The 21,867-nt window shown below is 62.3% G+C and carries 21 protein-coding genes; 9 read left to right on the forward strand and 12 right to left on the reverse strand.

Translation table 11 applies throughout. From position 1 onward, the window contains the following. Positions 1-18 precede the first annotated feature (18 nt). Together Q4S41_RS07865 and Q4S41_RS07870 are read right to left on the reverse strand one after the other, a co-directional pair. Entirely contained in the window at positions 19-1,188 is a 1,170-nt protein-coding gene (locus Q4S41_RS07865) for an MFS transporter (protein ID WP_305030556.1), read from the reverse strand. A gap of 213 nt (positions 1,189-1,401) precedes the next feature. Continuing rightward, positions 1,402-1,899 carry a hypothetical protein gene (locus Q4S41_RS07870; RefSeq protein WP_305030557.1) on the reverse strand — a complete coding sequence of 166 codons (498 nt, stop codon included), beginning with the start codon at positions 1,897-1,899 and terminating at the stop codon, positions 1,402-1,404. Between the two features lie 79 nt (positions 1,900-1,978). Between Q4S41_RS07870 and Q4S41_RS07875 the strand changes: the two genes are divergently transcribed. After that, positions 1,979-3,229, forward strand: coding sequence for an MFS transporter (locus tag Q4S41_RS07875; RefSeq protein WP_305030558.1), 1,251 nt, complete (start codon positions 1,979-1,981; stop codon positions 3,227-3,229). A 10-nt stretch (positions 3,230-3,239) separates the two neighbouring features. Here the strand turns inward: Q4S41_RS07875 and Q4S41_RS07880 are convergent, their stop codons facing one another. From Q4S41_RS07880 to Q4S41_RS07895, 4 genes are all read right to left on the reverse strand, one after another. After that, on the reverse strand, positions 3,240-4,664 hold the full coding sequence (locus tag Q4S41_RS07880; protein WP_305030559.1) for an MATE family efflux transporter: 1,425 nt from the start codon (positions 4,662-4,664) through the stop codon (positions 3,240-3,242). A 125-nt stretch (positions 4,665-4,789) separates the two neighbouring features. Continuing rightward, positions 4,790-5,164, reverse strand: coding sequence for a hypothetical protein (locus Q4S41_RS07885; RefSeq protein WP_305030560.1), 375 nt, complete (start codon positions 5,162-5,164; stop codon positions 4,790-4,792). A gap of 46 nt (positions 5,165-5,210) precedes the next feature. Beyond that, complete coding sequence (locus Q4S41_RS07890; RefSeq protein ID WP_305030561.1) at positions 5,211-5,633, reverse strand: hypothetical protein; 423 nt, start codon at positions 5,631-5,633, stop codon at positions 5,211-5,213. A gap of 298 nt (positions 5,634-5,931) precedes the next feature. Beyond that, a complete protein-coding gene (locus tag Q4S41_RS07895; RefSeq protein WP_305030562.1) occupies positions 5,932-6,633 on the reverse strand; it encodes a carboxypeptidase-like regulatory domain-containing protein in 702 nt (233 codons plus the stop codon). A 619-nt stretch (positions 6,634-7,252) separates the two neighbouring features. On the opposite strand from Q4S41_RS07895, the gene Q4S41_RS07900 reads away from it, so the two are divergent. Further along, positions 7,253-7,780 carry an NADPH-dependent FMN reductase gene (locus Q4S41_RS07900; protein ID WP_305030563.1) on the forward strand — a complete coding sequence of 176 codons (528 nt, stop codon included), beginning with the start codon at positions 7,253-7,255 and terminating at the stop codon, positions 7,778-7,780. Between the two features lie 121 nt (positions 7,781-7,901). Here Q4S41_RS07900 and Q4S41_RS07905 read toward each other — a convergent pair whose 3' ends face one another. Then, positions 7,902-8,441, reverse strand: coding sequence for a DUF2062 domain-containing protein (locus Q4S41_RS07905; RefSeq protein ID WP_305030564.1), 540 nt, complete (start codon positions 8,439-8,441; stop codon positions 7,902-7,904). 107 nt (positions 8,442-8,548) lie between these two features. Here Q4S41_RS07905 and Q4S41_RS07910 point away from each other — a divergent pair, with 107 nt between their 5' ends. From Q4S41_RS07910 to Q4S41_RS07935, 6 genes are all read left to right on the forward strand, one after another. Then, entirely contained in the window at positions 8,549-9,484 is a 936-nt protein-coding gene (locus tag Q4S41_RS07910; protein ID WP_305030565.1) for a YihY/virulence factor BrkB family protein, read from the forward strand. A 261-nt stretch (positions 9,485-9,745) separates the two neighbouring features. Continuing rightward, positions 9,746-11,197 carry a DEAD/DEAH box helicase gene (locus Q4S41_RS07915; protein ID WP_305030566.1) on the forward strand — a complete coding sequence of 484 codons (1,452 nt, stop codon included), beginning with the start codon at positions 9,746-9,748 and terminating at the stop codon, positions 11,195-11,197. A 144-nt stretch (positions 11,198-11,341) separates the two neighbouring features. Continuing rightward, a complete protein-coding gene (locus tag Q4S41_RS07920) occupies positions 11,342-11,671 on the forward strand; it encodes a low molecular weight protein tyrosine phosphatase family protein (RefSeq protein ID WP_305030567.1) in 330 nt (109 codons plus the stop codon). Between the two features lie 24 nt (positions 11,672-11,695). Continuing rightward, positions 11,696-12,994: a hypothetical protein gene (locus tag Q4S41_RS07925; RefSeq protein ID WP_305030568.1), complete on the forward strand. Its 1,299-nt coding sequence runs from the start codon at positions 11,696-11,698 to the stop codon at positions 12,992-12,994. A 55-nt stretch (positions 12,995-13,049) separates the two neighbouring features. Further along, complete coding sequence (locus Q4S41_RS07930; protein WP_305030569.1) at positions 13,050-13,991, forward strand: zinc-dependent peptidase; 942 nt, start codon at positions 13,050-13,052, stop codon at positions 13,989-13,991. Between the two features lie 93 nt (positions 13,992-14,084). Next, positions 14,085-15,935 carry a M2 family metallopeptidase gene (locus tag Q4S41_RS07935; protein ID WP_305030570.1) on the forward strand — a complete coding sequence of 617 codons (1,851 nt, stop codon included), beginning with the start codon at positions 14,085-14,087 and terminating at the stop codon, positions 15,933-15,935. A gap of 84 nt (positions 15,936-16,019) precedes the next feature. Here Q4S41_RS07935 and Q4S41_RS07940 read toward each other — a convergent pair whose 3' ends face one another. Beyond that, complete coding sequence (locus Q4S41_RS07940; protein WP_305030571.1) at positions 16,020-17,012, reverse strand: fasciclin domain-containing protein; 993 nt, start codon at positions 17,010-17,012, stop codon at positions 16,020-16,022. 201 nt (positions 17,013-17,213) lie between these two features. Here Q4S41_RS07940 and Q4S41_RS07945 point away from each other — a divergent pair, with 201 nt between their 5' ends. Then, entirely contained in the window at positions 17,214-18,119 is a 906-nt protein-coding gene (locus Q4S41_RS07945; protein ID WP_305030572.1) for a hypothetical protein, read from the forward strand. A 73-nt stretch (positions 18,120-18,192) separates the two neighbouring features. Here the strand turns inward: Q4S41_RS07945 and Q4S41_RS07950 are convergent, their stop codons facing one another. The 4 genes from Q4S41_RS07950 to Q4S41_RS07965 all read right to left on the reverse strand — a co-directional run bounded on the left by Q4S41_RS07950 (position 18,193) and on the right by Q4S41_RS07965 (position 21,844). Continuing rightward, positions 18,193-18,918: a pirin family protein gene (locus tag Q4S41_RS07950; RefSeq protein WP_305030573.1), complete on the reverse strand. Its 726-nt coding sequence runs from the start codon at positions 18,916-18,918 to the stop codon at positions 18,193-18,195. Positions 18,919-19,068: 150 nt separating this feature from the next. Next, positions 19,069-19,890, reverse strand: a complete 822-nt coding sequence (locus Q4S41_RS07955; protein WP_305030574.1) for a helix-turn-helix domain-containing protein — start codon at positions 19,888-19,890, stop codon at positions 19,069-19,071. Positions 19,891-20,007: 117 nt separating this feature from the next. Beyond that, entirely contained in the window at positions 20,008-20,823 is an 816-nt protein-coding gene (locus tag Q4S41_RS07960; RefSeq protein WP_305030575.1) for a hypothetical protein, read from the reverse strand. Positions 20,824-20,911: 88 nt separating this feature from the next. Beyond that, a complete protein-coding gene (locus Q4S41_RS07965) occupies positions 20,912-21,844 on the reverse strand; it encodes a hypothetical protein (protein ID WP_305030576.1) in 933 nt (310 codons plus the stop codon). Between the last annotated feature and the right edge of the window lie 23 nt (positions 21,845-21,867).

Here is a 21,867-nt window from a genome sequence, read left to right on the forward strand (position 1 = left end):
GCAGCCGTCGCGCTTTTTTTATGCCTGTTGCGCTTCCTCACGCAACTTTGGCACCAGCCACACCACCAGGCCACCCAGCAGCGCCACCAGCGCAAACGACCAGCGCAGGCTGGCTGCCTTCGCCACAAAGCCCACCAAAGGTGGTACCATGAGGAAGCCGAAGTAGCTCACCGTGGAAACCGAGGCAATGGCCGCGCCGGCGCGCAATGGGTTGGCGCGGCCCACGAGGCTGAACACCAGCGGCACCACGCACGACACGCCCAGGCCCGCCAGCACAAAGCCCAGCCCGGCCAGCAACACAGTGGGAAAGGTGGCGGCCAGCAGCAGGCCGGCGCTCATTAGCAAGCCGCTGCCTTGCAGAATGGGCTTGGTGCCAAAGCGAGTCACCAACCTGTCGCCCAGAAAGCGGCCGGTGGTCATGGCCACCATGTAGAGGGTGAAGCCGATGGGGGCCAGCTCTTTGGGCGCGTGCACGGCCTGGGCGAAATACACGCCGGTCCAGTCGTAGAGCGTACCCTCGCAGGCCATGGAGGCAAAGGCAATGAGCCCGAATTTCAGCACCGGCTTTTCGGGCCAGGAAAAGAACGAGCGTTTGGCGGGCGGCGCGGGCGGCAGCGCCAGCGTGCCTGGGAAGAAGGCCAGTGCCAGCCCGGTAAGCGCTGCCGATACGGCCACGAAATGGTAGCTCGTCGGCACGTTATTCTTGATGAGCAGCGTGGCCACGCCGGCCGCCGCAAACCCCGCCACACTCCAGATGCCGTGAAACGTGGCAATAATGGAGCGTGAATAGAGCGTCTGGACGCCCACTGACTGGGCATTGACGGACAGATTGAGCAGGTTGCGCGAGCAGCCGAAGCAGAACAGCAGCGCCGCCAGCTGCCAGGTGTGCGCCGCAAAACCCAGCAAACCCAGCGCGAGGTTGTAGAGTACGGCGCCCACCATCATCACCTGCCGGCTGCTGAAGCGCTGCAGCAGGTGGCCGGTTACGGGCAGGGTCATCATCAGGCCGGCGGGCAGGGCCAGCAGCACGGCGCCCAGCTGCGCTTCGTCGAGCCCGAGCCGGTGCTGGATGATGGGAATGCGCGAGGCCCAGGTAGCAAACCCGAAGCCCGACACGAAAAAGAACAACGCAATGGACACCCGCGCCCGCCGCGGCGAAACCCCGGGGGCTGTCAACACTTCACTCATAACCACAAAAAAACACCGACCTAGCCCACTGCTTACCACCAAATGGGGTGTCCGGGTTGTACGGGGTAGCTCATGGGCAGTTCGGGTGGCCCCGGGCAGCCGGAAAAGGCCGCCCCCCACCCCTGCCGGAGCAAGGGAGTGGGCCAGCTTATTTCCAGCCCTTAATACCAGGGGTCGAGTTTTTGCACGTCGCAGCCGGACAGGATGGAGTCTTCATAATGCATCAGGCGCGCCATGCAGCTGTAGTTGGTTTCCAGGCTTCGATGACAGCTCCATGTCGAAGCGCGGGTGCTGGCCCGACAAAAAAGCGACATCCTTGGTGTTGTTGATGAAGCTGAACCGGATGTTGACCATACCGGTCACCCCGCGGTTCGTGGTCAGGACGTAGCGGAGCAGCACCGGGTCGGCATCGTACTCGAAGGTGTACCGGGCGATGGGCTCGGTGAGGTGGTTGCGCAACTTGTTTTTGGCGTAGTCGCGGTCGAAGGCTTTGATTTTATCGATGGAGTCGAACTCCTGGTATTTCAGATAGGATTCGTGACTGTAGAGTTCGTACACCGATTTGAGGTCTTCGTCGTCCGGGTCGTCGTCGTCGCGGAGCTGCCCAAATTGGGTGATGCGGGCCGTGGCCTGGCGCACCCCATCGTAGTTGAAAGTAATTTCGGCCACCTTGTGGCCACTGGCTTTGATGATGCGTACGGTTCTATCCATGCGCTAAATGTAGGGCGATTTTTGCGGCAGGAACGCACCTCGCAGCCCCGCGCCCGCCCCGCACGCCTACTTTTGCCCCGTGCCCCTGCTTCCCTCCGACCGTCGTCTGCCGCTGCTTTACGCCATCATTTTGCTCGACGTCATTGTGGGGGCGGCCGTGGGGCCGGTGCTGCCCGAGTTTGTGCGCGGCCTGCACCAGCCGCAGCTGTGGCTGAGCGTGGGTACAGGCGTGTTTCTGGGGGTGCAGCTGTTTTCGGCGCCGCTGCTGGGCCGGCTGGGCGATGGCTACGGGCGGCGGCCCATATTCATCCTCTCGGCGGTGGGCACGCTGCTGGCCAACGCGCTGCTACTGCCGGTGCGGACAGGGCTGTATTTCGTGAACCGGGTTTCCGACGGCCTCACCAACGGCATGTACGCCACGGTGCGCTCGGCCATCACCGACATCTCGAAGCCCGAGCAGCTGTTTCGCAACCTGGGCATCGAAGGAGCTATTATTTCGCTGGGCTTCGTGCTGGGACCGATGGCGGCGGGGCTGATGCTAACGTTCCTGCAGGTGCCGCCGACGCAGCAGGCCACCTACGTGGTGCGGCTGGCCGTGGCCCTGGCGGCCCTCAACGTGCTGCTGAGCCTCTGGCTGCCCGAGACGCACCGGCAGCGTAGCGGCGTGCGCGGCGCCGAGCTTCGGGCCGAGTTGGCGCTGGCCATCAACCCGCTCACGCTGTGGGCGCGGTTGCGCGAAAAGAACCGGCAGAACCCCGGCATTCGGCGCATTGTGCTCACGCAGGTGGCCCTCACGCTCAGCACGGGCTATTATTTCTACTTTGTGCCGTTTGCCAGCCTGGGGCCGTTGCGGCTCGATGCGCGGGGCATTTCCTACTTTTTCATGTATTTCGGCGCGCTGAGCGTGGGGCTGAACTTCGTGTTCTACAACTACTTCGCCGACCGCATCAACCAGCGCCGGGCCATTGTGTGGCTGGCGGCGCTAGGCGTACCGGTGCTGGCCGGCTATGGCCTGATGGGCACCTCCAAAACCGCGCTATATGCCCTGGTAACAGCCGACTGCCTCACGCTTTCGCTCATCCAGGGGTTGTTGGAAGGACGCTTGGCCCGCCACACCACGGAGGCCGACCGGGGCGAGATTTTTGGGCTGAACCAAGCATTTCAATCCTTCGCCAGCTTCAGCACGGCGCTGGTTTTTGGCGGGCTTTCAGTGCTCGATTTGCGGCTACCCTGGGCGTGGTTTGCCCTGTGCCTGGCGGCGGTGGCGTGGCTGGCGGCGCGCGACGAAACCGGCGCTGTAGGCGCAACAACTACAGCAGAAACCCAATAGCCCAGGCGAACTATGGCTTGTCTTCGAACTGCGCCACCACGTTGGCACTGTGCTGCAAGGGGTCGGCCAGGTCCTTGCCCTTCCAGTCGCCGCGCAGGTACCAGAGCAGCGCCAGCACCGCCGCCAGTACATTGGCCACCACAAACGACCACCACAGGCCGTGGAAGCCCAGCGCCGTGTGCTGCGATAGGTACCAGGCCACCGGAAACTGAAAAACCCACACCCCGATTATGGTTAGCATCATGGCCGACAGGGTGTTGCCTGACCCGCGCAAAGCCCCTGAAACCGACTGCTGCGCGCCCGTAAAGCACAGACTAAACACGGCAATGCGCACAAATTCCACGGCGTCGCGGCTCACGGCCTCGTCGCCTTTCAGGAAGAACTGGACCAATGGCTCGGCGGCCAGATAGCCCAGCAGGCCCACCACCAGCAGCCCGCCGAAGCTGATACCAATGGCATAATTAGCCGTGCGCACGGCGCGGGGCACATTGCGGGCGCCAATATTTTGGGCTACCAGCGTGGAGCAGGCCAGCGAAATGCCCAGCGCCGGGATGATGCCCAGCGCCAGAATGCGCGACCCAATGCCGTAGGTGGCCAGCACGGTGGTACCAAACGAAGCGGCCAGCACCGTCATCACCGACAGCCCCAGCGCCCGGGCCGACAACTCGATGGACGAGGGCACGCCCAGTTTCACCGCCCGGCCCATCAGGGCGAAATCAGGCTTGAACCCTTTGAAGGAAAGCTGGATGCCCGAGCGGCCCCGCAGCAGCACCGCCATGCCCACCGCCATGCTTAGGGCCTGCGTGATGAGCGTGGCCACGGCCGCGCCCGACACCCCGAAGGCCGGCACCGGCCCCCAGCCGTAGATGAAAAGCGGGTCGAGCAGGAAATTGAGCGCCAGGGTGCTGATGTTGATGTAAAGCGGAATCCGCACCTCGCCCACGCCCCGCATCAGGGCCTGGAACATCAGAAAGCCGAAGTTGAAGGCCAACCCCAAAAACAGGATGCGCTGAAACTGGTCGGCTTGCGCGAAGATGTCGGGTCCCACCCCGATGAGCCGCAGAATGCGCGGCGAGCCCCAGTGCGCCACCGCCGTGAGCACCAGCGCCAGCCCGGTTTCGAGCACCAATACCTGGGCCGCAATGTGGTTCACCATGGGCAGGTTGCGGGCGCCGTAGTTCTGGGCCACCAGCACCGAGCCGGCCACCGAAAAGCCCGAGCCCAGCGCTATCAGCAGGAAGTTGACGGGGAAGCTCACGGCCACGGCGGCCACGGCCCCGGCCCCCAGGCGCCCCACCCAAAAGGCATCCACGAGCTGGTAGCCGGTCTGGAGCAGGTTGCCGAACACGATGGGCAGCGCCAGCGTGAGCAGCGCTTTGAGAATGGAACCCTGGGTGAGGTTGGGGCGGGAGCTGGCGGCGGCAGGTGCGTACATAGGGCCCTCAGTACGGGCAGCGCGGGGGTTTGGCTGCAACATTGGCTGGCTTCTGCAACGCCCAACAAAAAAGCAGCCCGCCAGCGAAACCGCCGGCGGGCTGCCCCAGAGCCAAAAGCCGTGAATTAGTTCAGGCTGGCCGAGTACATTTTCATAATCTGACGCGCCTGGGCCAGGTTGGTGTCGCGCGAGTTCACGGCCAGGTAGATGAACTTGTCGCCGGTGGGCGACAGCTTCAGCAGGTGCAGCTGGTCGGTCAGCGTCAGCAGGATGTCCTGCACGGTCTGGTTCAGGTTGAGGGCCTTGATGGCTTTCAGCTTGGCTTTCACCACCTCGGTGTTGTAGGCGGCAGCGGTTTCGATGTCGAAATCGGCCACGTTGGCGTGCGAAGCCAGCGGCATGCCGGTTTCAACTTCTACCACGGCTACGGCCAGCAGCGTGGGCAGCTCGGCCATGATGTCTTTGATGGTTTGCTTGGGGGATACGGTAACGGTTGACATTGAATGGGGATTGGGTTTGTTGGGTTGAGAAAAAGAAAAATAACGATTAAGCCGCGTGCCGGCGCATGATTTCCTTGGCAATGCCCAGGTTGGCATCGGCCGTGTGCACGGCCAGAAAGCAGTACCACTTGCCGCCGTTCATGGGGCGCAGGTGGTGCAGCTGGTCTTCCAACATCACCGAGATGTCGGTGAGCGGGCCGCCCACCCAGGCCTTGGCCGCCAGGGCTTCGTCCATGATGCGCAGGAGCTTGGCATTGCGCAGGCTGATTTGATTGGGATTATAAGCCGCGCTCACCGTGTAGGACGCCACCACCCGCCCCGACTGCGCGTTCACCACACAAGCCATCAGCAGGTCGGGCAGGTCGTGCAGCAGGCCTTCGATTACTTGTTTGGAGCGTTTTGCCATTTCATCGTCGGTGGCCACAGTCACTTTTTTTAGCGGCAGTCGATTGAAAAAAGGAATGTTCATAAGGATGTGAAGCAAAGAGGTGGCCGGTGCGCCGACGATGCCACCCGGGCCGGCCAGCGGCCGGCCCCGCTGCTTCCCCCCGCAGGCGGGGGGAAGCAGTTTATTCGGGAAAGCACTCGGCGATACAAGGCCCGTCCCCGGCGGCGAACCCCTTGCGTACAAAGGCTTTGCCACTTGGGACCCTGCCCCAGCTACCTCGGCAGCGCGGCGGGCGGCCCGGGGGCCGCGTTGCCAAACTGCCGATATTTTCAGAGCATGCTGCCGCCACAACAGAGTGTCCCGAAAGGAAATCAGCTACTTAAAACTGCCACCAATGGTGTTTTTTGGTTTTGGTGGTTTTGGCCTGGGGCACCAGCGTCACGTTCTGCACGCTGTAGCCCTTCACCTGCACGTGCAGGTCGGCCTCGCCGTAGCCGCCGTAGCCCACCTGCAACTGGGAGGCCTGGTTGGCGGGCACGGTCAATGAATAGTTGCCCTGGGCGTCGGTGCTCACGCCCCGGCCGCGGGCCTTGTCGAGCACGGTGGCCCCGATGAGCGGGTGGCCGTTCTCGTCCAGAATCCGCCCCGACACGGTGGTCATGCGGGCAGCCGTGGCGGTAGCCTCGGCCGTGGTAGCGGCCTCGGCGGGGGCCACCACGGCGGAACCGGCCGGCAGGCCGATGCCAGCAGTGCGGTGGAGGTTGTTGCCCGCAAAGGCAGCGCCGCTCAGCAGCGCGGCCACGGCCACAATGGAGCCCGCCCGGCGCCGGAAACGCTTGGGTTCGGTCCGGACAAGCTCAAACTGATGCTGCAGCCAGCCCACCGGGCGCACGTCGTGGCCCTTGGCTTGGAGGGTATGGAAGCGCTGAAACGCTTCGCCGCCTTTCTCGGGGTTGGCCTTCAGATAAGCATCGACGAGGTCGGTGTTTTTCACTGAAAGGTCGCCCCGGAGGTAGGCGTCGCGGTAGCCCGGGAGAAGCTCCTGGGTTACCGGATGAAAAGGGTGTGCGGTTAATGCCATAAATAAGTAAATGGGTCTGTGGAAAAGAATATGGCGGGCAGCACAGGCATCAATCTTGTACCGATTGACAATGCTACGATAGAAAAATAATGCAATTAATTTCTTTTCGACAAAACAGAATTTATAAACTACCAAACCGGATTATCGCCAGTTAAAAATTAAATAATATTGCACAAAATAGTTACAGCTCAGGTTAATTTTTTCCAAGCAAAAGCCTTTTATCACTCACCAATGGCCATATTCTACGAAGCTAAGGCAATTAATAAAATTTAATTAATCCAACAATAATTTTAATGGCAGCGTATTAGCAGCAATATTTTTTAACAGATATTTTAACAAACGATAATCTGGTATTATTGATATTTATAGCCTTGCAATTCGGACAATTTGCTGAAATAATTAGACTCTTGAAAGGGGCGATAAGTAGAACCCGCAAGTGGCATAAACTGCATACATTGCCACGGTGAAGGGCGCCAGTTGCTTCAGCTCTTCTCGCGCATCCTTGCTCTCATCTTGCGTGGCAGATGCACTCGCGCTCGGGCGGGCTCCGGGACGGCGGCGTAACCAATGGCAGGCCTTCGGGGTTAGCAGCAAACCGAACCCGCAACCCCACTGCATTTTGATAACGATACTCGCCGGCACCAACCGGCCCAACTCGCGGGCCCGCCGCATTGCCAATTACTACCGCCGCGTGCTCAGCGAGTTGGGCGCCGAAAGCCAGATTCTCGACCTGGCCGAGCTGCCCGCCGATTTTGTAGCTACGGCGCTCTATGCCAACGTGGGCAGCCACCCCGAATTCAACCGCTTGGCGGCCATGCTCGATGTCGGCCAGAAGCTGGTCATTGTGGTGCCCGAATACAACGCTTCCTTCCCCGGCGTGCTCAAGGCTTTCATCGACGGCCTAGCCTACCCCGGCGGCATTGCCGGCAAAAAAGCCGCCCTCGTGGGCCTGAGCAGCGGCGGCCAGGGCGGCCTGCTGGCCATGGCCCACCTCTCCGATGTGCTGATGTACCTGGGCACGGCCGTGCTGCCCCAGCGCGTGCGCCTGCCCTTCATCAACCAGGACTTAAACGCCGAGGACGGCCTCAACCACGACCTTTCCCGGCAGCTGCTGCGCGAGCAGGCCGCAGCGCTGCTGGCATTTTAACACAGGGGGAGTCAACTTTGATTCGGCTGTCATCCTGAGCGCAGCGAAGGACCTTATCCCGGCAGAACCAGTTGTTATAACGTGAGAAGGTCCTTCGCTGCGCTCAGGATGACAAACAGTTTCAACCTGCGCCCACGTCCTGCTTCGCCAGCACCCGCCGAAACACCACCCGCAGCACAAAATAAATTACCGCCACCAGCGGCACGCAGGCCACGGCCCACAGCAGCAGGGCGCCCAGCTCGGCCCGCCACAGCAGCTTGCCGATGGCTTGCCAGCCCTCGTGCTCGATGAGCTGGCGCAAGGCCGGCAGCGTAAGGTGCTCTACCTGCGCTCCCTGGCCCAGCAGCCGGGCGCCGGCGCGCAGCAGCGGTATCAGCAGGGCCAGCTGAAAGAACGTCATGAGGTGCGTGACGAGCTGCATGGCGGCCACGTTGAGGCGCAGGCGCAGGGCCACGGCGGCACTCAGCACCGTGGTCACGCCCAGCAGCGGCACCACGCCCACGGCCGCGCCCAGGGCCACGGTGAGGGCCAGCTGCGAGGGCGTAAGACCGGCCTTGAGCAAATCGAGCAACGGGTCGAGCAAGCGGCGGCGTAGCCAGGAGCGCGGCGGCGCGGCGGGCGCGGGGGCCAACGGCAACGGCGAGGGTTCGGGAATTGACATAAAGAAAAGTGAGGAAGGCCTGCGCCAGGCCCGGCGGCGGCCCGTACCTTCGTTCAGGCAGGCTTCCTCATACGGCAGCGCCCCGAAATGTTGCCTTTTGGGCATTTATGACAAAGTTAGGTTCTTCGCCGGAGCTGCCGGGCCCGTGGTGGCGCGAGCTTCCCATTCTCTTGCATCGGGCCGCCCGCGAGCTGGGCCAGAACGACCCGCTGCGGCTGGGCGCGGCCACGGCGTTTTTCACGTCGTTTGCGCTGCCGCCCATCCTCATCATCCTCATTCAGCTGCTGAGCTCGCTCTACTCCACCTCCATGGTGCGGCAGCTGCTGCTGGCCAAAATCAGCAACCTGGTGGGGGCGTCGGCGGCGGGGCTGGTGGCGCAGATTGTGATGAACGTGGCCGACCCCATGCGCAGCCGGCTGGTGACGGTGGCGGGCTTCTGCTTCCTGCTCTTCGTGGCCACCACGCTGTTCACCATCATCCAGCACTCGCTTAATCAACTTTGGCAAATCCGGCCGAAGCGCGGCACCGGCAAGTTTTCGCAGGCCCTGCGCGAGCGGGCGCGCTCGGCGGGCGTGCTGCTGGCCACGGCGGGGCTCTCGCTGCTGGCCTTCGGCACCGATTCGGCGCTGGGCCTCTTCGCCGAAAGCATTCATGAGTTCGATGCCACGTTTGCCTATTTCGTTGTTCGGGGCCTGAACGGTGTCATTGCCTGGCTGATTCTGGCGGCGTGGTTCGGCGTCACGTTTCGCACCCTGAGCTTGGCCAAAGTGCCGTGGCGGGCCGTCACGCGCGGGGCGGCGCTCACGGCCTTTCTCATCAGCCTGGGCGAAGTGGTGCTGGGCCACTTGCTGGTGGCCCGGGATTTGGGGCCGGTGTACGGGCCGGCGTCGAGCCTGGTGCTGGTGCTGCTGTTCGTATTCTACTGCGCCATGATATTCTACTTCGGGGCGGCGTTCACCAAAGCCTACGCGCACCGGATTGGGCTCGATATCCGGCCGAAGAAGTCGGCCGTGCGCTACCGGCTAGTGAACGTGGAGGAGTAATCGGGGAAGTCATTTGCCATTACGAGTGGAGCGCAGCGGAACGCGGCAATCCGCTCTGACAAAGCCAGACACCTCCTTCTACCAGAATGCCCGGCACTGGATAGTAACAGGGCTTTCTGCCGTCTAAAAGGCGTAGTCTTTTTGAAAAATGCTTCGTCACTTCTCAAGGCTGGTCGCATAGAGAGGACAGATTGCCGCGTTGCGCTACGCTCCCCTCGCAATGACAAACGCCCACCCTGCCAGCCGCCGTACCTTTGCCCCGTGAATACTCCCGATACCTCCGCCGCCGGGGCCGCTGCCGAAGCGCCCAAAACCACCGAGCCCAACCTGCAATTCGCCGATTTCGCCCTCTCCCCCGCCCTGCTGGCGGGCGTGGCCGAGCTGAATTTCACCCAGCCCACCCCCGTGCAGCAGCTGGTGCTGGCCCCCGCCCTCGAAGGGCAGGACGTGGCCGGGCAGGCCCCCACCGGCTCGGGCAAAACCGCCGCCTACGGCCTGGCCGTGCTCCAGCAGGTCGACCCTACCTCGGCCACCATGCAGGCGCTGGTGCTGGTGCCCGCCCGCGAACTGGTGCTGCAGGTGCGCGACGCCCTGCAGCGCCTCGGCAAGCACATCCCCAACCTGCGGGTGGCCGGCTACTACGGCGGCCACGCCATGCGCGACGAAGTGAAAGGCCTCCAGCAGATGCCCCACGTGGTAGTGGCCACGCCCGGCCGCATGCTCGACCACCTGGAGCGCCGCACCATTGTGCCCAACCGCCTGAAAGTGCTGGTGCTGGACGAAGCCGACAAGCTGCTGGAGCTGGGTTTCCAAGAGGAAATGGCCACCATCATCAGCCGCCTGCCGCAGCGCCGCCAGACGCTCCTGTTCTCGGCCACCATGCCGGATAAGGTGCTGAGCCTCGTGCGCGAGTACCTGACGCGGCCCCGCGTGATGAACGTGGGCGGCTCCAACGCCACCACCCTGCCCGAGAGCCTCGTGCTACTCGGCCACGTCCTCAGCGCCGCCGACATGAAGCCGGCGGCCCTTTATCACATTATCAGCCAGCCCACCGCCGGCCGCTCGCTCGTGTTCGCCAACACCCGCGACCGGGTAGAAGAGCTCACCCGCTTCCTGCGCGGCCGGGGCCTGGCCGCCGAGGCCCTGCACGGCAAAATGTTGCAGCCCGAGCGCGATAAGAGCATGATGAAGCTACGCAACGGCTCGGCCACCGTGCTGGTGGCCACCGACGTGGCCGCTCGCGGCCTCGACGTGAACGACCTCGACACGGTGGTGCAGTTCGACCCGCCCCACGAAACCGACACCTTCCAGCACCGGGCCGGCCGCACGGCCCGCGCCGGCGCCGTGGGCACCGCCCACCTGCTCGTGACGCCCCACGAGCAGCAGAAGATTCAGCAGTGGCCCACGGCCCGCAACGTGCAATGGGCCGGGATGCGCCCGCCGGCCCTGCCCGCCGCGGCGCCCAAGGCCCCGCGCCCCAGCACGGTTACGCTGCACGTATCGGCCGGCAAGAGCGAAAAAATCAGCCGCGGCGACCTGGCCGGTGCCTTCGTGAGCGTGGGCGGCCTGGAGCGCGACGCCGTGGGCCGCATCGAAGTTTTCGACCACCACAGCTTCGTGGCCGTGCCCGAGGCCCAGGCCGAAGAAGTGCTGGCGAATATGCAAGGGGCTAAGGTGAAGGGCAAGAAGGTGAAAGTGGCGCTGATTCGCTAAGAAAGAACCTCCCCGCTGAACGTCATGCCGAGCGCAGCGCAGCATCTTGCCCGCAGTCACTAAATTCCAATCATTGGATTACTAGTGGCGGGCAAGATGCTGCGCTGCGCTCGGCATGACGTTCTTTTAGCTACCCATTCCTCCATGCGCCTCCTTTTCATCTGCAGCCAGAACAAGTGGCGCAGTCTCACCGCCGAGCGGCTTTTTGATGAGCATCCGCACTACGAAGCCCGCTCGGCCGGCACCGAGCCGGGGGCCCGGGTGCGCGTCACGGCCGGCCACCTGGGCTGGGCCGAAATTATTTTTGTGATGGAGCGCCGCCACGCCGACCGGCTGCGCGAAAAATATGCAGCGGAGCTGCGCGGCAAAACCCTCGTGGTGCTGCGCATTCCGGACAAGTATCCGTTTGGGGACGCGGCGCTGATTGCCTTGTTGCGCGGGCGGCTACCTGCGCATTTGCCATTATTTTCGTGAGTTCATTTTACCTCAACGTTTTTCATGCTGCGTCGTCTACCGTTTTTACTGCTTGCTTTTGCGGGCTTTTCCTATCAATCCCTGGCCCAGACGTTCGAGCCGGGCTACGTGGTGCGTACCGTGGGCGATACCCTGCGGGGCGAAATCGAAAACGGATTCTGGGAAGAGCCGCCGCCTTCTATTCGCTTCCGGCGTTCGGCCCAAAGCCCGAGTGAAACCTACCTGCCGCACCAGCTGCGGGCGGCGCGCTTCACCAAGGGCCGCTACTTCCGGTTCCTGCGCCTGCCCATCGACCACGCCGCCAAGGCCGTGGTAGGCCATTTGCCCCGCGAAAACCGCCCGGCCATCCAAACCGATTCGCTGCTGGCCGAGGTGCTGGTGGAGGGCACGGCCTCGCTGGTGCGGGTGGTGCTGCCCGACATCGTGCACTACGTGGTGCTGCGCCCCGACCGCCCGGCCCTGGACCTGAGCGAGCGCAAATACCTGCGGCAGGGCTCCGATGGGGTGTGGACGCTGGTGAATGGCAACAACTACCGCGGGCAGCTCGGTGTGTACTTTGGCGACTGCCCCACGGTGTCCCTGGCGGCTCAAAAGGCCGCTTTCACCGTCGAAGGCCTGTCGGCCGTGGTGCTGGCCTACAACGCCGCGTGCAGCCCCGCGCACCAGCCCGGGCACAACCTGCTGGCCGAAGCCACGCCGCGGCGGCGGCTGGCTTTCCAGGGCGGCGTGCTGGCGGGGGTGCGCTACAACCGCACCGAGAGCAACGCGGCGGAGCTGGCCGGGACCTGCGTCGATTGCGCGGTGCATCCCTTCGGCGGGCTCTACGCCGAGGTGTTGCAGCCCAGCCGCACGGCGGCCATCTTCGGTGAGCTGACGCTGAGCTCGTTCAAAAGCTCCAACGTGGAATACAGCAATTACTCGTACTCCAAATCCGTTTATACCTACAAGGGCCTGCTGGGCAGCGCGCGGCTGGGCGTGCGTTTTTTTATTCCGGCTCCGCGCGAGCGGCAGTGGCTGGTCAGCTTTGGGTATGAGCTGAACAAAACGATAATGCCGCGCATCACCACCCTTTCGGGCACGCCGGTGGTGGCATCCGCCACCAATGTGCCTTTTGCGAAGGCCGTTATCCTGCCCAACATCGGGCTGGGCTTTCGGAGCCACCGCTTCACTACCAGCGTGGACGTGCAGCTCTACCGCGACTACAACGACGATGCCCAGGGCTACGGCACGGCTTTCTTCGGCTCCAACTTCGCGTTGCGCGCCGGCCTGGGCTACCGCCTGGGCCGCAATTCGGATGAGGCCACCAAACGTGCCGCCGAATAGCCCCTGGACCAACCTCTAACCCAACCCCCAACCGGGACAGCCGTACTACCGGCCCATGCCCTATTTGATTTCCCTGGCCGTGCTGGCGGCTATTCTGTACGCGTTTTACCAATACGCCACCGCCGACTCGCGCCGCCGCGCCGAGGCCGTTGCGGCCGCGTTTCCAGCGGCCTGGCGCCAGATTCTGGCCGAGCGGGTGGCTTTCTACCTAACTCTCAGCAAGAGCGAAAAAGTCCGGTTTGAGAAGCAGGTGCAGGTTTTTCTGGCCGGCACGCGCATCACCGGCGTGCAAACTGAGGTGGACGACACCACGCGCCTGCTGGTAGCGGCCTCGGCCCTGATTCCGGTGTTCGGCTTTCCGGAGTGGGAATACAGCCACTTGGGCGAGGTGCTCATCGTGCCCGATGCCTGGAAGCTGCCCGACGCGCCCGACCAGGAGGTGCAACCCTTGCAGGGCACCCTGCTGGGCTCGGTGCAGGGCTTCCAGAACCAGCACTACATGCGTCTGTCGAAGGCGTCGTTGGAGCAGGGCTTCCGCGACGCGGTGGACCGGCAGAACGTGGGCATCCACGAGTTTGCGCACCTGCTGGACGAGGCCGACGGGGTGATTGACGGCGTGCCCCAGGCCGCCCTGCCGCCCGAGCTATTGCACCCCTGGGCCGTAGTGATGCAGCGCGAAATTGCCGCCATCCAGGCCGGCAAATCCGAAATCAACCCCTACGCGGCCACCAACGAAGCCGAGTTCTTCGCGGTGGTGACGGAATATTTCTTCGAGAAGCCCGAGAAGCTGGCGGAAAACCACCCCGAGCTCTACAAGTTGCTAAGCCGGGTTTTCCGCCAAAACCCCAAAAAACGTTTCCTCCAGGTCGCCACCGACCCGCGCGAGTGGTTGAAAACCCTGCGCAGCCGCCGCAAGTTTGGCCGCAACGCCCCGTGCCCCTGCGGCAGCGGCAAGAAGTATAAAGACTGTCATCTCGGGCAGGCGCAGGCGGCGTAGGGCGCTCGGGTTGAGTAAGAACGTCATGTCGAGCGCAGCCGAGACATGACGTTCTTACTGCTTTTCCTCCGGCAAAATGCATTTCTTTGCCCTATGAAAAAGCATTTGCTTCCCCTCATGGCCGCCGCCACGCTGGCTGCCTGCGCTCCCACCGCGAAAGCTCCCGTCGCTACCGCGCCCGCCGCTCCGGCCCCGCCACCTACCGCCCCGGCCCCGCCCGACTACCGCGCCCAGGCCCAGCAGTTTCTGGATGGCTACAATGCCGAATACGTGCGCCTCTACACGGCGTCGAGCGAGGCCGAATGGCGCTCCAACACCCACATTGTGGCCGGCGACACCAGCAACGCCGGCGCCACCACCCGCGCCAACCAGCGCATGGCCGCCTTCACGGGCAGCGCCGAGAACATCCGCCAGCTGCGCGAGCTGCTGACGCACAAAAGCGCCCTGACGCCACTTCAGGTCAAGCAGCTGGAAACGGCCCTCTATAACGCCGCCAACAACCCGCAAACCGTGGCCGATGTGGTGAAAAAGCGTATCAGCGCCGAAGCCGCTCAGACGGAAAAGCTCTACGGGTTTGACTACAAATACGCTGGCAAATCCGTCATCACCAACGATATCGACGAGCTGCTGCGCAAGGAAACCAACCCGCAGAAGCGCCAGCAAATCTGGGAAGCCAGCAAGGCCATCGGCCCCACGCTGAAAGATGGCCTGCTCAACCTGCGCGACCTCCGCAACCAAACGGTGCAGGCCTTGGGCTACCCCGATTATTTCACCTACCAGGCCAGCGACTACGGCCTGACCCGGGACGAAATGATGGCCTTGGTGCGCAAAATCAACGACGAGCTGCGTCCCCTCTACCGCGAGCTGCACACCTACGCCCGCTACGAGCTGGCCAAAAAATACAAGGTGAAGCAGGTGCCCGACTACCTGCCCGCCCACTGGCTGCCTAACCGCTGGGGCCAGGACTGGGGCGCGTTGGTGGACGTGAAAGGGCTGAACCTCGACGCCGTGCTGGCCAAGAAAGGCGCGGAGTGGCAGGTGAAGCAGGGCGAGCGGTTCTACCAGAGCCTGGGCTTCCCGGCGCTGCCGGCTTCATTTTATGAGAAAAGCAGCCTCTACCCACTGCCCAAAAACGCCACCTACAAGAAAAACAACCACGCCTCGGCCTGGCACATGGACCTCAACCAGGACCTGCGCAGCCTGATGAGCGTGGAGGCCAACACCGAGTGGTACGAAACTGCCCACCATGAGCTGGGTCACATTTTCTACTACCAAACCTACTCCAACCCCGACGTACCGCCGCTGCTCCGCCAGGGCGCCAACCGCGCCTACCACGAGGCCATTGGCTCGATGATGGGCCTGGCGGCCAAGCAGAAGCCTTTTCTGGTGGGCCTGGGCCTGATTCCGGCCAGCACCAAAACCGACCAGACCCAGCAACTCCTGCAGGAGGCCCTGAGCTACGTCACCTTCATTCCTTTCGCCTCAGGCGTGATGAGCGAGTGGGAAAACAGCTTCTACGCCGACAAGCTGCCCGCCGACCAGCTCAACGCCAAGTGGTGGGCCCTGTGCAAGCAGTACCAGGGCATGGTGCCGCCCACTGAGCGCGGCGAAAACTACCTCGACCCCGCCACCAAAACCCACATCAACGACGACCCCGCCCAGTACTACGACTACGCGCTGAGCTACGTCATCCTGTTTCAGCTCCACGACCACATCGCCAAAAACATCCTGCACCAGGACCCGCACGCCACCAACTATTATGGCAACCAGGAAGTGGGCCTGTTCCTGCGCGACATCATGCGCCCCGGCTCCAGCCGCGACTGGCGCGCAGTCCTGAAGGAAAAAACCGGCGAAGACCTCTCGGCCCGCGCCATGGTCGACTATTTCCAGCCCCTGATGGCTTATTTGAAAGCCCAGAACAAAGGACGGAAATACACGATGTAGGCCCACCAATTCAAGAAACTAAAAAGGCCGGCTTCTGATTGAAGCCGGCCTTTTTAGTTTCGCTGTGATAAGGCTTTGCAGCCATTACGGCAGCAACACGCGGTCAATGACGTGGACCACGCCGTTGGTGCACTGCACGTCGGGAATCACCATGTTGGCCGGCGCGGTGTTGCCGTTGCCTTTGGCCGTGAGCACGCCGTTGCTGAAGGCGCCGAGGGCAATGGGGCCACCGGCAGCGGCAATGGTCGAGCTCTCGGGGAGTTCCGGGGTGAACTTGCCACCCTGCGTGCCACCGATGATGACGTGGTTGAGCAACACGGCCGTGACGGTGGCCAACGGCAGCTTGCGGATGTCGGCGGGCACGTTGAGCGGCACATTCAGCAGGGTGCCCAGGTCTTTGAAAGCCTGGTCAGTGGGCGCAAAAACGGTCAGCTTGGGGCTGCCCGGCGTGCCCGTGAGGGCCGACTGCAGGTTGCAATACACCACGGCCTCCACCAGGAACGTCAGCTCGGGTTTCACAAATACGTCACCCTTCTGCAGGGCCAGAGCCGAACTGAGTACATCAACACCCGTGGCCAGCAGCACCTTATCGATGGGATGAATCAGGCCATTGGCCGCCGCCACGTCCGTGCCCAGAATCTTCGAGCCGTTGATGTACTTGCTCCCGTCGGCCCGCTGAATGATGCGCCGCGTGATGCCCAGCGCCGAGGCCGAGGTGCTGGCCGACGTGAGCGCACTGCCCGGCAGCGTGCCGCTGTACACGTGATAAAATAGCGTGCTGCGCAGAAATGGCTGTTGCAAAGCCGTGAGGTCAGCAGCCGAGTTGAGGCCCAGGCGGGCGAAGGCCGCGTTGGTGGGCGCAAACACCGTGAAGTTGCCCGATGGGTCAGCATCGTTCTTGTTGCCAAGCAGCACCGCTACGTTGCCGCGAATGGCCGCATCTTCCAGCGTCTGGAAGTCGGGATTGGTAACGGCAATGTTGGTAATGGTAGGCTCTACTTCTTTGTTTTTTGCACATCCGGCCACCAGTAGGCCCAGTATCAATGCACCGGCTTTGAGAGGAAAATATTTTTTCATCGTGTAAAAGAATGTATTGGTCGAGCCAGAAGAACAGTTTAGCCCAAATCGTTGACTATAAACGATTTTAAAATGCCTTTGGATTGCGCTAAGGTAAATCCGGAAGCTATTTCCTACCCGTAGATTGCGCTTTCAAATAATTGCCGTCCGTTTTATCTAGCAAATAGACACGGTAATTATTTATTGAATAAATTCAATTTTATGCAAAAGCTTTCTACACTTGCACTCAGTACCTTATTTGCAATTGGCACCGTTTCGGCAGGCCGCGCCCAGAGCCTGGTGAGTGGTTTTATGGCCGGCAAAGGCCATGGTTCAATAGCGGTGTCGGGCACTACCGAGAGCTACACACGGGTCTTTCTGGCACCGGAGAAAATTGATGGCGTGCCCATTTTTCAGGAAGTCCGCATCAACTCCGTCAACCTCTACGGCACCTATGGCCTCACCGACAAAATTGACGCCGTGGTCAGCCTGCCCTTTATTCAATCGAAAGGTCGGGCACCTGGCACCGTCATCAGCGACCTCAACGCCCTCTACTCCGACCAAGGCTATACCAACGTGCGCCAGGGCCTGCAGGACGTCAACGCCCTGTTCAAGTTCAAGGTGTACTCGCGCGAAATCGGCAGCAGCATCCTCGATTTGCTGGGCGTGGTGAGCTTCAGCACCCCGGTGAGCAACTACCAGACGAACACCGGCTACGGCTACATCATTGCCATCGGCAACCGCGCCACCAAGTATTCAACGGCCGGCGTGGCGCACCTCAAAACGGCTTCGGGCGTATTTGCTACGGCCCAGGTGGGCTACAGCCTGCGCACCGGCCTGGTGCCGCACGCCCTCATCGGGGAGGCCAAACTGGGCTACGCGGGCCCCAAGACCTACCTCGAAGGTTACGCCTCGTTTCAGGAATCGAACGGCGGCACCGACATTTCGGAGCAGGGCTTTACTGGCTTCTTCCCCTCCACGCGCGTTAACTACGTGCGCCTAGGCGCCAGCGGCTACCGGCCCATTGCCAATGGTTTTGGGCTGTCGTTGGGCATCAGCACGTATGTCGCGGGCCGCAACATTGGCAAATCCACCGGCTACTCGGCCGGCGTGAGCTATAATTTTTAATGCCCACTCCACCACTGGGGCATAAAAAAGCCGGCTTCGGGGCCGGCTTTTTTATGCACTGGCGGGAGCGTGCCTAATAGTTGGATTCGCTCGCGGGCAGGTCGATGAGGATGAACTGAGCATCCTTGCCGGCCCGGATTTGCACCACGTCGTCGCCCGTCATGCGGGCCTGGTCGTTGGGGCCAAGCTCGGTACCGTTCACGAAAATCACGCCCTCTTTCACGTAAATGAAGGTGAGGCGGATGGGGAATGTCTTGAATTCGATTTCCTTGTCTTCGGCGAGGTTGGCCCAGTACACGGTGCTATTCGAGTTCATGTACACCACGTCCTCCAGCACCTTTTGGCCGGTGACGAGGGGCACGAGCTTATTCTTATCGCCGCCGATGAAGCCCAGGTCCTTCTGCTCGTAGCTGGGCGCCAGGCCCTTCTGGCCCGGGATGAACCACAGCTGGTAGAGGTGCAGGGGCTTGTCCTGGCGGTTGAATTCGGAGTGGGCCAAGCCGGTGCCGGCGGTCATGCGCTGCACTTCGCCGGCCTTGATGGTCGTTTTGTTGCCCATCGTGTCCTGGTGCGTGATTTCGCCGTCGAGCACCAGCGTCACGATTTCCATTTCGGAGTGCGGGTGCTGCGGAAAACCCGATTGCGCCGCCACACTATCGTCGTTGAACACCCGCAGAGGGCCGAAATGCATGTTGTCGCGGTCGAAATAATCGGCAAACGAGAACAGGAAGTAGCTGCTGAGCCAGGCGGCCGGGGCAGCGTGGTGGCGGTCGGCCGAAGAAATGTATTTAAGCATCATGCAAAAGCTTGGGGAATGGGAGTGCCTCCCATACGCGCCAGCCGGGCCGGAAGTTGGCGTTCTTCTTCAAACCAGAACGGTCATGCTGAGCGCAGCCGAAGCATGACCGTTATTTATTCTGTCGCCAGTTCGAGCAGCCCATTATGCTACTCAAGCTTTCTTCAGCAGCGCGACTTGCTGCTGCAAGTCCAGCACGAGGCTGGCCACGCGCTCCAGCGACAGTTCAGCGATGGGGAACGTACTGCTGATGTAGCTCTTCGCTTCCCAGATTTCAAGCACGTCGTCCACTTTCACGTCGTAGGGCGTGAAGTGCGGATTGTCGGAGTGCAGCACGAACATGGCGCCGGAGCGCATCTTATTGAACACGCGCTTGAACACGATGCCGTCGCGCGAGCTCACCACAATGCACGGCGTGCCGTCCTTGATGCTGGCCCAGTCCTCCACGTAGCGGCCCACGATGACGGTGCCGCTGGCAATGGGCAGCATGGAATCGCCGGCGATTTCGAAGGCGCGATACGTCCCGGTGTTCGAAAGCATGGGCAGGCGGAACTTGGGCAGCACCTCCAGGTATTCGCGGTCAGCGTAGCCGTTGAGGTAGCCGGCGGCGGCTTTCTGGGGCACCAGCTCAATGTTCTCGTTCTGGTCCTGGTCGACGGTGAAGGCCAGCACGCGCAGCTTGCCGCCGGCGGGCGTGGGGGGTTCGGGCTGGTCGTCGGCTTCGGCGCCGGCCTCGGGGGCCGGGGCCGTGCCGATGATTTTAGCGTTTTTCTTCTTGCTGAAGTCGGTGGTTACCAGCTGGTCGAGCGTGATGCCGAACAGGCGGGCCATGTTGACGAGGGTGGCGAGGCGGGGCTCGGCGCGGCCTTCTTCGTAGGCCCCCACCAGGGAGCGTTTGATGCCGAGTTTATCGGCCATCTGGGCCTGCGTGAGGGCGAGCTCGCGCCGGCAAAACTTGAGGTTGGTATTAATCATCGGGGAGGGCAGCAGCCGGGAATAGCGTTCAATGCTAACGCAGATTCGGCTGGTGAAGTTAGCAACGCAAGCGCGAAGATACTAATTCACTTAGCTAATAATTTTCTGCCCACCACTTTAGCGTCGCGCTAATGATTTTTCGACCCACCATTCGTCGTTTTTCCAGAAATTATTCCAGCCCACGCGGGCGTATCGAGGGTTGATGTGGGCGTCGCGGTCACCGATTTCGAAGCGCGTCAGCACCTGCTGAATCACGGCGACATCCTGTTTCCAGAGCGCGGGCACGGCATCGGTGTTGTCGGCCTCGCGCCAGGCCCCGTCGAAGAGCAGGCCGCCGCGGCGGGTGGCCGGGTTCAGGGTGTAGCGGGCCAATTCGGCGCGGCCGCCTTTATCCAAACAGAAATCGAGGGCTATACGGCCGTCGAATCGGCCCCCCAGGCCCTGCGCGCTGCTGGCGCGCAGGGCAAAGCTGCCGGTGGCGCAATAGGTTGGCGCGGCAAGGGTTTCGCTTCGCTCAAATTCGCGAGCCAGTTCGGCGGGCAGGCGCTGCACCTGCTGCACTTCGATGCTGCCCCGAAACGGCGTGACGTCGCCGTAGCAACGAAACTTGCCGGAAACTAAGTAGCGGCCGGGGCTCTTGGCATCGGGCTGCACACTGAGAAACACAAACTCCAGCCGCCGCCCGTCGTAGCCGAATGTGCCGTTGAGCACGTCCTCGGTGCCTTTTTGAGGCTGGTGCTGCCACAGGCGGCCCAGGTTGATGCGGGCCAACAGGGCCTGCCGCGCGGCGTTGGAAAGCACCGCGCCGGGGGCGGCCAGGGGCGCCGGGGCAGTAGTAGGCGGCGGGGCCAACGGGGCTGGGGCTGGCCGGCGCGAAGGCCGGGCCGCGCCGAGCAGCAGCGCAGGCGCCGCCAGCAACAGGAAGTAACGCATAGAACCCAGAAAAAACGGTGAAGAAAGGCCGGCTATATTGCTAGATGGCGCTTCTGAGGTTCTAACGTGGCTGGGCGGCGTTTTATTATCAAAGGTTGAGGGAAGGCTTGGGCGATTTGGCCCACCATTCCTCGTTTTCCCAAGCTTCGCTCCAGTCGAGCCCGGCGTACTTGGGGTTGATGTTTTCGCCCCGGTCCCCCAGGTACAAATCGGACATCGCATCGGGCACAACGGATTGGGAATAATTGGCAAACGCGACCGCCTGTTGGCGCCCCGTGCGCCGGCTCCGCCACTGCCCCCGGAACAGCAGGCCCCCTCCCCCGGATGGAAATGCCTTGTCAGGAAAGGTTTGCAAAAGGTCAAGCTTGCCGGTTCCCAGTCGGTAAAAATCAAGGTGCGCCGTGCCTTGGAAAGTGCCGGCTCCCGTGGCCGTGCTGTCTTCATGCAGCACAAAGCGGGCCGTGGCGGTGTAGCTGCGGGCCTGCGCCACTTCGGCCGAATCGAGGTCCAAAAAAGCTTTCATCGACCGGATGCCCACCACCGTGATGGCACCCGCGAAGGGCGTGATGCTTTTGCGGAAGCGCGAACGGCCTCGCACCCGAAACGCACCGACCTGCGCGGTATCGGGCTCCACTGAATCAAAGATGAACGCAATGTGGCGGTGCTCGGCCCCGTAAAAACCGTCCAGAACGGTAGGTCGGGGGTAATCGTTTTCTCGCTGGCCAAAATCGGCCTGCCACAGCGGGGCTAGGTTGTTGGCGGTGAGAAATGCTGAAATATTGGGTACTGGCGCGCCTATTTCGACCCGGGTTCGGTCTTCGGCGCTGGCCTCATCCGGCCCCAGGTGAGTGACCACGGGCAAATGTGCAGCAGTGGCTGGCTGGGCATTTGCAGCTATACCCGCCTTGGTTTCCGGCCGGGAGTGCGCCACCGCGTGCGGTTTGGCCTGGGGCTGGCAAGCAGCGGCCAGCAAGCCGATTGCGGTGCAGGCCAGGGCCAATGAGCGAAACGACTTTTCCATGGCGATTCAGATGGCGGTTGATG

This window comes from Hymenobacter convexus (assembly GCF_030580955.1).
Taxonomy (GTDB): domain Bacteria; phylum Bacteroidota; class Bacteroidia; order Cytophagales; family Hymenobacteraceae; genus Hymenobacter.

Bases quoted from the DNA above. Each gene is read 5' to 3' on its own strand.
- Q4S41_RS07865 (WP_305030556.1), bottom strand. From the start codon at position 1,188: ATGAGTGAAGTGTTGACAGCCCCCGGGGTTTCGCCGCGGCGGGCGCGG.
- Q4S41_RS07870 (WP_305030557.1), bottom strand. From the start codon at position 1,899: ATGGATAGAACCGTACGCATCATCAAAGCCAGTGGCCACAAGGTGGCC.
- Q4S41_RS07880 (WP_305030559.1), bottom strand. From the start codon at position 4,664: ATGTACGCACCTGCCGCCGCCAGCTCCCGCCCCAACCTCACCCAGGGT.
- Q4S41_RS07885 (WP_305030560.1), bottom strand. From the start codon at position 5,164: ATGTCAACCGTTACCGTATCCCCCAAGCAAACCATCAAAGACATCATG.
- Q4S41_RS07890 (WP_305030561.1), bottom strand. From the start codon at position 5,633: ATGAACATTCCTTTTTTCAATCGACTGCCGCTAAAAAAAGTGACTGTG.
- Q4S41_RS07895 (WP_305030562.1), bottom strand. From the start codon at position 6,633: ATGGCATTAACCGCACACCCTTTTCATCCGGTAACCCAGGAGCTTCTC.
- Q4S41_RS07905 (WP_305030564.1), bottom strand. From the start codon at position 8,441: ATGTCAATTCCCGAACCCTCGCCGTTGCCGTTGGCCCCCGCGCCCGCC.
- Q4S41_RS07910 (WP_305030565.1), top strand. From the start codon at position 8,549: ATGACAAAGTTAGGTTCTTCGCCGGAGCTGCCGGGCCCGTGGTGGCGC.
- Q4S41_RS07920 (WP_305030567.1), top strand. From the start codon at position 11,342: ATGCGCCTCCTTTTCATCTGCAGCCAGAACAAGTGGCGCAGTCTCACC.
- Q4S41_RS07925 (WP_305030568.1), top strand. From the start codon at position 11,696: ATGCTGCGTCGTCTACCGTTTTTACTGCTTGCTTTTGCGGGCTTTTCC.
- Q4S41_RS07930 (WP_305030569.1), top strand. From the start codon at position 13,050: ATGCCCTATTTGATTTCCCTGGCCGTGCTGGCGGCTATTCTGTACGCG.
- Q4S41_RS07935 (WP_305030570.1), top strand. From the start codon at position 14,085: ATGAAAAAGCATTTGCTTCCCCTCATGGCCGCCGCCACGCTGGCTGCC.
- Q4S41_RS07940 (WP_305030571.1), bottom strand. From the start codon at position 17,012: ATGAAAAAATATTTTCCTCTCAAAGCCGGTGCATTGATACTGGGCCTA.
- Q4S41_RS07945 (WP_305030572.1), top strand. From the start codon at position 17,214: ATGCAAAAGCTTTCTACACTTGCACTCAGTACCTTATTTGCAATTGGC.
- Q4S41_RS07950 (WP_305030573.1), bottom strand. From the start codon at position 18,918: ATGATGCTTAAATACATTTCTTCGGCCGACCGCCACCACGCTGCCCCG.
- Q4S41_RS07955 (WP_305030574.1), bottom strand. From the start codon at position 19,890: ATGATTAATACCAACCTCAAGTTTTGCCGGCGCGAGCTCGCCCTCACG.
- Q4S41_RS07960 (WP_305030575.1), bottom strand. From the start codon at position 20,823: ATGCGTTACTTCCTGTTGCTGGCGGCGCCTGCGCTGCTGCTCGGCGCG.
- Q4S41_RS07965 (WP_305030576.1), bottom strand. From the start codon at position 21,844: ATGGAAAAGTCGTTTCGCTCATTGGCCCTGGCCTGCACCGCAATCGGC.